At 59.6% G+C, this 11,041-nt stretch carries 9 protein-coding genes; 3 read left to right on the top strand and 6 right to left on the bottom strand.

Features of this window, described 5'->3' with window-relative positions:
• Nucleotides 1-156: 156 nt before the first annotated feature.
• Complete coding sequence (locus OEG84_RS11305; RefSeq protein ID WP_267653851.1) at nucleotides 157-1,611, top strand: glutamate synthase subunit beta; 1,455 nt, start codon at nucleotides 157-159, stop codon at nucleotides 1,609-1,611.
• Between the two features lie 42 nt (nucleotides 1,612-1,653).
• On the opposite strand, the gene OEG84_RS11300 is transcribed toward OEG84_RS11305, so the two are convergent.
• Both OEG84_RS11300 and OEG84_RS11295 read right to left on the bottom strand, forming a co-directional pair.
• The gene (locus OEG84_RS11300; protein ID WP_425602842.1) at nucleotides 1,654-2,823 is read right to left on the bottom strand and encodes an SGNH/GDSL hydrolase family protein; all 1,170 of its coding nucleotides are present in this window, start codon (nucleotides 2,821-2,823) and stop codon (nucleotides 1,654-1,656) included.
• A 91-nt stretch (nucleotides 2,824-2,914) separates the two neighbouring features.
• Entirely contained in the window at nucleotides 2,915-4,096 is a 1,182-nt protein-coding gene (locus tag OEG84_RS11295) for a lytic murein transglycosylase (protein ID WP_425602841.1), read from the bottom strand.
• A 231-nt stretch (nucleotides 4,097-4,327) separates the two neighbouring features.
• Here OEG84_RS11295 and galU point away from each other — a divergent pair, with 231 nt between their 5' ends.
• Nucleotides 4,328-5,212: a UTP--glucose-1-phosphate uridylyltransferase GalU gene (gene galU / locus OEG84_RS11290; protein WP_267653849.1), complete on the top strand. Its 885-nt coding sequence runs from the start codon at nucleotides 4,328-4,330 to the stop codon at nucleotides 5,210-5,212.
• A gap of 89 nt (nucleotides 5,213-5,301) precedes the next feature.
• Here the strand turns inward: galU and OEG84_RS11285 are convergent, their stop codons facing one another.
• A complete protein-coding gene (locus OEG84_RS11285; RefSeq protein WP_267653848.1) occupies nucleotides 5,302-6,894 on the bottom strand; it encodes an outer membrane beta-barrel protein in 1,593 nt (530 codons plus the stop codon).
• 137 nt (nucleotides 6,895-7,031) lie between these two features.
• Between OEG84_RS11285 and OEG84_RS11280 the strand changes: the two genes are divergently transcribed.
• Entirely contained in the window at nucleotides 7,032-8,027 is a 996-nt protein-coding gene (locus tag OEG84_RS11280; protein ID WP_267653847.1) for a KpsF/GutQ family sugar-phosphate isomerase, read from the top strand.
• A 58-nt stretch (nucleotides 8,028-8,085) separates the two neighbouring features.
• Here the strand turns inward: OEG84_RS11280 and OEG84_RS11275 are convergent, their stop codons facing one another.
• The 3 genes from OEG84_RS11275 to hemH form a co-directional block, all read right to left on the bottom strand.
• Nucleotides 8,086-8,541 (bottom strand): NfeD family protein, encoded by a 456-nt coding sequence (locus OEG84_RS11275; protein ID WP_267653846.1) that lies wholly within the window; start codon nucleotides 8,539-8,541, stop codon nucleotides 8,086-8,088.
• The gene (locus tag OEG84_RS11270; RefSeq protein ID WP_267653845.1) at nucleotides 8,538-9,566 is read right to left on the bottom strand and encodes an SPFH domain-containing protein; all 1,029 of its coding nucleotides are present in this window, start codon (nucleotides 9,564-9,566) and stop codon (nucleotides 8,538-8,540) included. Before OEG84_RS11270 ends, OEG84_RS11275 begins: the two co-directional genes overlap by 4 nt.
• Before the next feature lie 204 nt (nucleotides 9,567-9,770).
• The gene (hemH, locus tag OEG84_RS11265) at nucleotides 9,771-10,847 is read right to left on the bottom strand and encodes a ferrochelatase (RefSeq protein WP_267653844.1); all 1,077 of its coding nucleotides are present in this window, start codon (nucleotides 10,845-10,847) and stop codon (nucleotides 9,771-9,773) included.
• Between the last annotated feature and the right edge of the window lie 194 nt (nucleotides 10,848-11,041).

The raw sequence follows: 11,041 nt of genomic DNA, 5'->3' as shown, positions 1-11,041 counted from the left end.
TGCTCTCGACGACCATTGCAACCGCCGTACCGGTGGTCAGCTACGTCGCAAATGACAGGTTCAACATAGAATTTATCGTACCTGGGGGCGGTCATTGGCCTGGCCTATTGGTACTGGGGGCCTTCGTGGCCGCCACTCTGATGTGAGGAAGAAAGCATGGGCAAGGTAACGGGTTTTCTCGAAATCGACCGGCAAACGGCGAAGTTTCAACCGGCGTCTGATCGCATTCGCCATTTCCGCGAGTTCACCATACGGATGAGCGACGAGGAAGTGCAAAAACAGGCTGCGCGCTGCATGGATTGCGGCGTTCCCTATTGCCACGGGCCGATGGGCTGTCCGGTGCACAACCAGATCCCCGACTGGAACGATCTGGTTTACAACAACAACTGGGAAGAGGCGATCCGCAACCTGCATTCGACCAACAACTTCCCCGAGTTTACCGGCCGCATCTGCCCGGCGCCGTGCGAGGAAGCCTGTACACTCAATCTCGAAGACGCGCCGGTCACCATCAAGACGGTGGAGCAGGCGCTGGCCGACAAGGCCTATGAAATGGGCTTTATCGTGCCGCAGCCGGTGACCAACAAAACCGGCAAAAAAGTCGCGATCATCGGCTCGGGCCCGGCCGGCATGGCCGCTGCACAACAGCTTGGTCGCGCCGGTCACGACGTGCATGTCTATGAGCGTGAGAGCAAACCCGGTGGGTTGCTGCGCTTCGGCATCCCCGATTTCAAGATGGAGAAACACTTCATCGACCGTCGCATCGAGCAGATGGAAGGCGAGGGCGTAACGTTCTTCTGCAACGTCAATGTCGGCGTCGACAAACCCGTTGAGGAACTGCTCGGCGCCTATGATGCGGTGCTTTACTGCGGTGGTTCGGAAAGCCCACGCGATGTCGGCATTCCTGGTGGGGATCTGATGGGTGTATATGACGCGATGCCCTATCTTGTTCAGCAGAACAAGCGGGTGGCACGCGAGAGCATCGACAGTGCCGGCTGGCCTTGCGAACCGATTCTGGCTGGCGGCAAACGCGTTGTCGTCATCGGTGGCGGCGATACGGCTTCCGACTGTGTTGGCACAGCCTTCCGTCAGGGCGCGGTTCGGGTCACGCAACTCGACATCCGGCCGCAGCCACCGGAAAAGGAAGACAAGCTTGCCGTCTGGCCCTATTGGGCCACGAAAATGCGAACCTCCTCCTCGCAGGCCGAAGGCGCGGTGCGCGAATTCCAGGTGGGGACGCTTGAGCTGATCGGTGAAAATGGCGTGTTGATCGGTGTCAAATGCTGCGAGGTCGACGAGAAGCGCAAGCCGATCGCCGGCAGCGAGTTCCTGATCAAGGCCGATCTGGTGTTTGTCGCCATCGGTTTTCGCGGCGTGTTCACTACCGGCGTGGTCAGCGAACTTGGCGAGCGACTGGCGCTCGACTCGGACAAGCGCGGCTCGACCAATATTGCCGCCGATGAAAAGGTCTACCGAACTTCTGTGGACAAGCTCTGGGCGGCTGGCGATGTCCGCCGCGGACAAAGCCTGGTGGTGTGGGCGATCCGCGAAGGCCGTCAGGCGGCGCGCGACATCGATCTTAGCCTGATGGGGGCGACCGTTCTGCCGCGCTAAGGCGCAGCACGGTCGCACTCCGGAAGGTTCTGCAAACAGAGATCAGCGATTGGCGCGTGGCCAGGCAAAATTGTCGGCGCGCCCTTCAGGCGCTTCTGTCAGCTCTCCATCCAGGACCAGCCTGTCGCGCGGTGATTTGACCAGGCTTGCGGCAGCCGGCATCTGGCCGAGCAACGCCGAGCCACCGTCGAGATCCGGATCTGTCATGGTGACGGGAAGGGTGCGCATGACGGCAGCGGGGGCCTCGCCGGGCGGTGGCGGCATGAAGATCTCGGGAAGGTTCATGGCGTTCAGCGAAGCGACACTGGTTGCCGCGGCGTCGCCGAGCAGCCGCCGGGCCGACTTTTCGACATAGAAAGCGACCTTGCGCTTGCCGGCATTGGTGATGTTGATCCCATCGGACCCGCGTAGTCGCACCTGACGGCCGTAGATATCCGAACCGGTGAAGATGAACTTGCCCTCCTCATCGACAAACCCGTCCCAGATGTCGATGAACTCGCCGCCGGCCATCTCCACGAGTTTGCGGTAGATTCCGTTCAGTGCCACAATGTCGGTCGTCATGTTGGATGATTTGAAGGCGGGCAACCCGACCCACAACAAGGGTGTTTTGCGGGCTCTGAGCAGCTCGATGAGTTTTCGCGTTCGGCGCTCATATTCGGCCAGCCAGTTGACCGAACGGACGGACTCCCGTTCGCCGTTGACGACAAGCTGCTGGCGATCGTTGGAGCCGATCTGGACAACGATGATGGAAGGTTGAACTTCCTCGATGATACCGGGTGCCTGCTCAATCCAGTTGTAATAATCATCGCGAACCAGCCCCGACGAGCCGTTGGTGCGGTCAACCACGACGACTCCTGGCGCGTCGGCAAAGGCTTCGCGTAATCCATCAGCGGCGCCATTGGCCAGAAAATCGCCAAGCACCAGAATGTTGCGGGCATTGTCGAGCTTTTCGATCACCGGTTCGGGCGCGGCCACGGTTGCCGCCACGCTGCGGGTGGCCTTCTTGACCCGGCTGGAGCGTGCCGGCTTTCTCTCTGTCGCCTTGGGCGGCGCGGTTTTCTTGCCGCTGCCAAACAGCAATTGCAGGATGGATTTCCGTTCCACACGCTCCTGCGCCGCAACAGGTATAGCCAACTGGGCAACAAACAGACCCGCCATCACGCTGATCAGGGTGATGGCAAGAAAGCGCAGTGCCGTGCGATGGACATACACGAGAGGCGAGCTCCAATTTGACCCTCAGGCCGATAAAGACCCGCCGCATATGGCCTGCCGCATGGCCCTTGTTGGCCGGGCGGAAGGCCGTTCAGTGGCGACGGATCGCTTCCAGTACCTTCTGCGACGGAAGCGCCTCACCGGTCAAGCCGGCGCGCGATTGGAACGCGGTGATTGCTGCCCGCGATCCTGATCCGAAATTGCCGTCGATTTCTCCATCGTAATAGCCAAGCGCCTTGAGCCGGGTCTGGAGTTCGAATTTTTCCTTGACGTCTAGCGTTCCGGCCGGTCGTGGCCAACGTTGGTCGACGCCGCCATAACCGGCGATTTCATCGGCCAGAACGCCGACACCGAGCGCATAGCTGTCGGAATTGTTGTAGCGCTTGATGACAAAGAAATTCTTGGTCATCAGGAATGCCGGGCCATTGGCACCGCCAGGCATTTTGAGCTCGGCGCGTCGGTCGCCAACACTGAAGCCTTTGCCGCCGGGGCGGGTAAAGCCAAGTGCGGCCCATTGTGCCAGGGTTTTGGTCTGGCCGTTGTATTTGGCGCCGCCTCGGGGGGCGATGGCTTCATATCCCCAGGTCTCGCCGGGCCGCCAGCCGTTCTTCTTGAGCAGGTTGGCCGCTGTTGCCAAAGCGTCGGGGATCGAATTCCAGATATCGCGATGGCCATTGCCGTCAGCATCGACGGCAAAGGCAAGATAGCTGGTGGGAATGAACTGGGTGTGGCCCATGGCACCGGCCCAGGAACCAGTCATTTCACGCGCGGAAATATCACCCGATTGCAGGATCTTGAGTGCGGCAACCAGTTGCTGGCGGGCGAATTTCGCCCGTTTCTGGTCAGCATAGGCAAGTGTCGCCAGAGCTTGCGGCACGTAATGGAGACGGTCCTGCTTGCCGAGGATTTCACCGTAATTGGATTCCATCGACCAGATCGCCAGCAGCACTGTGGCGTCGACGCCGAACTTGCGCTCGATCGCTGATAGCGTCCGGGCGTGACGCGCACCCATCTCGCGGCCCTTGGCAATGGTGTAGGGATTAACCCGTGAATCGAGATAATCCCAGACCTTGGTGGTAAATTCGGGTTGGTAACGGGCTTTTTCCAGAACATCCGGATCAGGCGCGGTGACGCCGCGAAACGCTTCGTTGTAGGTCGAACGGGATATGCCCGACTTAGCGGCGGTGCCGTAGAAATTGGCGACCCACTTTTGGAATCCGGCATCGGCCTGTGCCGCTGCCGGAGCGGCGAAGCTGGCTGCAAGGCTGAGCATGACGGTGCATGCAATTTTTCTGGGTGATCGGAGCATGTTCCAAACATCCTGTCGGTTGGGGCTGTAATGAGTGTCTGACCGGAAAACATAGACCACAGCCGTCAACAAATCCTTTACCATATTTATCACCCGCATGCCGGCTTTGTCAGTTTCTAACGATTGCCGGTTAAGACCAAGGCCGCCCACCGGGTTCGACCGGTTTTGAGTATTCATGATGAATGGGGAAAATACATGACGAAGATGCGGAAAATCAGAAAAGCTGTTTTGCCGGTTGCCGGCCTGGGGACGCGGTTTCTGCCAGCCACCAAAGCGGTGCCAAAGGAAATGTTGACGATCGTCGACAAGCCGGTGGTGCAGTATGTCGTGGAAGAGGCGATGGCCGCAGGTATCGAGCACTTCGTCTTTGTCACCGGCCGAAACAAGGCAGTCATCGAAGATCATTTTGATATTCAGGTCGAACTTCAGACGACGCTGCGCGAGCGCGGCAAGACCGTTGAACTGAGGACGCTCGAGGATATGTTGCCGATGGCGGGGGCGACCAGTTTTACCCGCCAGCAGGAGCCGCTCGGACTTGGCCATGCCGTCTGGTGCGCCCGCGACATCGTCGGTAACGAGCCGTTTGCCTTGCTTCTCCCCGACATGATCATGCGCGACGAGATCGGGTGTCTGTCGGGCATGGTTGAACTTTATGGCAAGGTCGGCGGCAATATTGTCGCTGTTGGCGAATGCGATCCGTCCCAGAGCCATAAATACGGGATTGTCGGCAAGGGCGAAGAACTGGACGGCGGATTCCGGATAACCTCGATGGTGGAAAAACCTGCCCCGGGGACCGCGCCATCAAACTACTTCATCAACGGTCGCTACATACTGCAGCCCGAGATATTTGACATTCTGTCGAGCCAGGAGCGCGGGGCCGGCAATGAAATCCAGGTGACCGACGCGATGCTCAAACTTGCCGACACGCAATCGTTTTCCGGCTACCGGTTCGGCGGCCAGACGTTTGACTGCGGCTCCAAGGAAGGGTTCATTCTCGCCAATGTGGCCTATGCACTTGATCGCGCCGATATCAGACCGCTGGTGGCTGATGAACTGAAACGAATGGTGTCAAAACTCTGATCAGACTTGGGGTCTGGATTTCGGTGCATTGGCCTGCGCATGCCGCGTGTAATTTCATGCGCGGCAGGGCGCTTGGTTGAAGCCGTTGGTCAGCGCCGCAGCGTCAGACCCAGCGAGAACCGCGTGGTTTGTTCGTCGGTGCGGCCCGATTCCGAGGTCCGCTCGTAGCTCGCATCCGCATCCAGATCCAGATAGCGGTTGATGCTCCAGGTCAAACCGGTCGAGGCGCCGTAGCTGTGCTGATTGCGGCGACTGCTGCCGGCGTCGAAGTCCTGATACTCAAGCGTGGCGCCAAGGCGTGCTACCACGGCGCTGTGAATTTCGTGGGTCAGGGTTGAATCCAGCTCGTAGACGATTGCTCCGGCTTCACCTGCCGAGGTCGACGATTCCACGGTGGTGGCGAGGCCGACATTGAGGGTTGTGCCGCGCATGGGCGACCAGTTGAGTTCGCCATCCAGCGTCAGCCCGGAGATGTCATTGAGATTGGCGTCATCCAGGCTCTGTCGCAGATAGCCGAGGGCGATTTCGCCGTTGAGTTTTTCACCGAGGTCGATCTCGGCGCCGGCGCGGATGCCGTAAGATGTCGACGAGCGCTCCGACCCGGTTGAATCGATTTTCTGATCATAGTTTTCCCGGCCCACCGAAGCTTCCAGGAACGGCACCAGCGCAGGCGAGATCGCATAGCCGAGGCGGGTGGTGAACTCACCACCAAGTGTATCGCGGTCATCGACCAGCACGGTTCCACCGTTTGCCAGCGTGGCATCGCCATACAAGGTGCGTGTGAGTTCAAAGGTTGTTGTTCCGCGCAGGATCCCGAGGCTTTTCTGCAAGCCTATGCTGGCGCGCGTTTCATGAATGCCCGATTGAGTGCTGGCGCCGGAAATCGCGTTCGGGTCGGTGCGGCTTTCCTGCGAATAGCTGTAGCCGGCGCCGAGTGTCGCGGTAATGTCGTTGACCATGTCGAGGCGCAGGGTTGTGTCGATATTGGCGCTCGGAGATTCCGTGCCGGTGCCTGACAGGTTCTCTTGCCAGGTGCCCGAGCCGTTGATGGAAAGCTGATGGCGTGCCCAGTTGGAATCAAGCGTGCCGGAAACAGTGGTCTCGCTGTAGGTCCGGCTGGTACTTGAGAACAAATCGCGGATAGATTCATGAACAACCCGCTGGTTCAGCGTTGGCCGCAGTGTCAATGTTCCAAGCACGAAGCCCGGAACGCTGTCGGGGTCGGTTGCGGGGTTGGCGTCCAATCCGTCAAGGCTCTCGGTACGACCGTTTTGACGCGCCAGACTGTCGGCAAAATCTTGATCCGCCTGGCTGATATCCGGATCCATGCCGATAGACCCAGTGGTGATTTCGGTCCCCGTGGCAACACTTTCTGCTGCGACGGTGGCGCTCGACCCCGCTTCGACATCGGCTAGATCTGGAGAGCCAGCCGAAGCGGCGGGGATGGCCGGCAGCGCGCCATAGAGCGTTGCAGCAGCCTGTGTCTGGGCCGCTGTTTGTGTGGTTTCGGTCGTGGTGCCCCGCAAACCGTAGGTTTCGGTGCGGCTATCTTGCTCTGTCGATGCTGATTGAGCCTGCGCCATCGCTATTGTGGTCAACAAGCAAATGCCGGACACGCCAAGACCGCAACCCATGCGTCGGGCCGCCTTCATCGTCGGTCTTTGGGTGGTGCGATTGCGCATGCGTCTTCCGGTCAGGACTCATCGAAGTCCTTTCAAACCGTAAACACTTGTGGTTAACGCAAAGTTTCGATCCGTGCCCTGTCAAGCGGGATGTGTGATTGATGGACAGCGCCGCGCCAACGCGATATTGCCACATCATGAAGAAGATACTGCCTGATTATCCGATTGAAGATATTTTGCGTTCGGCCGGGCGCACGATCCAGACCGAGAAATGTGGCCTGGATGCACTTGCCGCGGCGCTCGAAAACGGACTTTCCGAGCCGTTTGCGCGCGCAGTCACCACGCTTGGCTCGATTTCCGGCAGGGTGGTTGTTACCGGTGTCGGCAAGAGCGGGCATATCGGCGCGAAGATCGCCTCGACGCTGGCGTCGACCGGGACGCCGTCGCAATTTGTGCATCCTGCGGAAGCCAATCATGGTGACCTCGGCATGATTACCAATGATGACGCCATCATCGTCTTGTCCTGGTCAGGCGAGACCGCCGAGCTCAAGGGCATTGTTGCCTATTCCCGGCGGTTTCAGATTCCGCTGGTGGCATTTACAGCCGGCACGACCTCGATCCTGGCGCGGGAAGCCGATATCGTGCTGACGTTGCCGCGCGAACAGGAGGCGTGCCCGCACGGGTTGGCGCCGACCACCTCGACGCTGATGCAACTGGCGCTTGGTGATGCCCTGGCAGTGGCGCTCCTGGAAGCCAGGGGATTTACCGCCAGCGATTTTCATACTTTTCACCCGGGCGGACAACTTGGCGCCAATCTCGCCCATGTTTCCGATGTCATGCATAGCGGCGACGCCATGCCATTGGTGCCATCAGGTACTCTGGCGCCGGCGGCGATCATGACGCTGTCGCAGAAGAAATTCGGCTGTGTCGGCGTGATCAATCCGGACGGGAAATTGATCGGCATCGTAACCGATGGCGATGTGGCGCGCAGCCTGGGAAAAAATCTGGTCGATCAACCGATCGATGCGATCATGACCAGCAATCCGAAAACCATTGCGCCGACAGCGCTTGCCAGCACCGCGATGGGAATTCTCAACCAGAACTCGATCGGTGCGTTGATGGTGACCGACCCGGATCGGGCACCAATCGGTATCGTGCATTTCCACGATCTGCTCAGAATCGGCGTCGCCTGACAGCTGCTGACAATGTCTTGCATGAATTGATGAGGAGATTCGGCCTGATGGCCGAATCTCATGAAGCTTCGACCGACAGGCCTCCGGCCTGGGCCGCGACGATGCGTACCCGTGTCCCGGCAGGCAGATCGGGGCCCTGGACAATCCATGTCGTGTCATCGAGCCGGATCCGGCCATTGCCATTGATAATTGGTTCTTCCAGCGTCGCGGTGCGGCCGACAAGGCCTTCAACGCGGCGGTTGAGCATGGGCTGATCGCTTTCAGCGTTCGAACTCGAAATGCGGCGGCCGATGATTGCGAAAACCACAGAGAGAATGGCGAACAGCAAGAGCTGGATTTGCCACGACCAGGCGGCGAAATCCCAGAGGGCGAAAGAAACCGCGCCGATTGCCAGAGCGGCGAGGCCGACCCAGAGCAAAAATACGCCGGGAACCATGATTTCCAGTGCCAGGAAGACCAGCCCGATGATCCACCAGGTCCACGGGCCGAGCTCAGCTGCCAGGCTGGCGATCATGCGCCTGGCTCTGCATCAGGGCCTGACGAGGGCAGGCCTGGTGTTGCACTGCGCGACTGGCGCGGCGGCTGACCGGGGGCGCGGTTGCGGGCGGGTGCGGACGAACCGCCGTCCTTGCCGAAGACTTCCTGGGCAATGGCGCCGATGCCGCCCAGCGATCCGATCAGCGAGGAGGCTTCCAGCGGCATCAGAATGACCTTCTGGTTCGGTGCGGAGGCAATTTGTCCGAGCGCTTCGGTGTATTTTTGCGCCACGAAGTAATTGATCGCGGTGACGTCTCCTTCGGAGATGGCGACCGACATCATCGTCGTTGCCTTGGCTTCGGCTTCGGCAAGCCGTTCGCGAGCCTCGGCGTCGCGGAAGGCGGCGTCCCGGCGGCCTTCTGCTTCAAGGATAGCGGACTGTTTGGCACCCTCTGCGCGCAAGATCTGTGAATTGCGTGAGCCTTCGGCTTCAAGGATATCCGCGCGCTTTTCACGCTCGGCCTTCATCTGCCGGCCCATCGCTTCAACCAGATCAACGGGCGGGGCGATGTCCTTGATTTCGACGCGGGTGATCTTGATGCCCCAGGGGGCCGCGGCCTGGTCGACCACCTTGAGCAAGCGGTCGTTGATGGCGTCGCGGTTGGACAGAAGTTCGTCCAGATCCATCGATCCCATCACCGAGCGGATGTTGGTCATCGTCAGGTTGAGCAACGCCTGCTCCAGATTGGAGACCTGGTAGGCGGCTTCGGCGGCGTTAAGCACCTGGTAGAACGACACCGCATCGGCCGACACGGAAGCGTTGTCGCGGGTGATTACCTCCTGGGTCGGGATATCGAGCACCTGTTCCATGATGTTTATCCTGCGGCCAATGCGGTCGACAAACGGCACGATCAGGTTGAGCCCGGGCGTCAGGGTTTTGGTGTAGCGACCAAACCGCTCTACCGTGAAGGCAAAGCCTTGGGGGACGGTCTTGATGCCGGAAATGAGCACCAGAAACGCAATGACGGCGATAACGACAACAGTAATGTCCAGTCCAAGCATGGGCAAACCCTCCTTCGGTCGGCTTCGGGCTCGATGCTCCGTGCGCGACCCTGTTAAGGAGTTAATTGTTCCCGTCCGGGCATGCAATGACAACTTGGATTATCTTGCCCGAACGGCGACCTGTTTGCCCCGCTCCGGAACCGCCACCACAATGGGCCGCGTTGAGCGTGTTGTTCCCTTGCGGAGGCGGCTGGTCTGCTGCGGTCAGATCCAGCCTTGCAGTTCACGGCGAACGACGGCCTCGATCACCTTCATGCCCGGCTCGCTGTCATTGAGGCAGGGAATGTGGGTGAAATGTTCGCCGCCATTGTGAAGGAAAATTTCGCCCGCTTCGACGGCGATCTCTTCGAGTGTTTCCAGACAGTCGGAGACAAAGCCCGGATTGATCACGGCGATCCGCCTAACGCCGTCCTTGGCCAGCTTTTCCACGGTCTTGTCGGTATAGGGCTGCAGCCATTCCTCGGGACCGAAGCGGGACTGGAAGGTCGGCATCAACCGTTCCGCCGGCCATCCGAGCCGTTCGCGCACCAGCCGCGCGGTCTTCAGGCACTGGCAATGGTAGGGGTCTCCCTTGAGGAAATAGGATTGCGGAATGCCGTGGAACGAAGTCAGTACGATTTCCGGTTCCCAGTCGAGGCCGGCAAGATGAGTTTCGATAGATTGGGCGATGGCGTCGATATAAACCGGATCGTCGTGATAGGGCGGCACGGTTCTCAGCGCCGGCTGCCAGCGCATCTTCATCAGCGACTGGAAGGCCTTGTCATTGACGGTCGCGGTGGTGGCGGCGGCATATTGAGGATAGAGCGGAAACAGCACGATCTTGTCGCAGCCGGCATCCTTGAGCGCCTTTATCTTGTCGGGGATTGAGGGCTGACCGTAACGCATTGCCCAGTCGACCATGATCGACGGGTGCTCGGCCAAGGCCTGACCCAGTTTATCAGCCTGGTTGCGGGTGTATGTCCGCAAATAGCTTTCATCGAGATCGTTGTTCCAGATCGTCGCGTAGGCCTTGCCGACGCGTCCCGGCCGTGTGTTGAGAACAATGCCAAAGAGGATCGGGTACCAAAACAAACGCGACCATTCGATCACTCGCCGGTCGGTCAGGAACTCCTTGAGATAGCGCCGCATCGATGTGTAGTCGGTGCCATCGGGAGTGCCGAGATTGACCAGCAGAACGCCGATTTTCTGAATTTTTACCGGCGGGTGATCCGGCGGAAGCTGCCCTACTGCGCGGCTGGCCTCGTCAGTCGGGGGCACATGGGTGTTCACAATAGCTTCCATTTCTTTTCTCTGGCGCGATGCCATCAGGATGGCCGATCGCATGGTCGCGGATTGCCGACATGAGATAGGGCCGGGGCGCCCGAACCGGGTTTTTCCGCGTGCGCGCTCCGCATGTCTGCAGTTGAGCGGAAACATAGTGGCATCAGGCGACAAATCAATCATTGGCCGGTGCGGCATTTGGCAAAGGCCAAAAC

Origin of the sequence: Hoeflea algicola, from assembly GCF_026619415.1 — a bacterium.
Lineage (GTDB): Bacteria > Pseudomonadota > Alphaproteobacteria > Rhizobiales > Rhizobiaceae > Hoeflea > Hoeflea algicola.
This window is presented reverse-complemented; position numbering and strand designations above follow the sequence as displayed.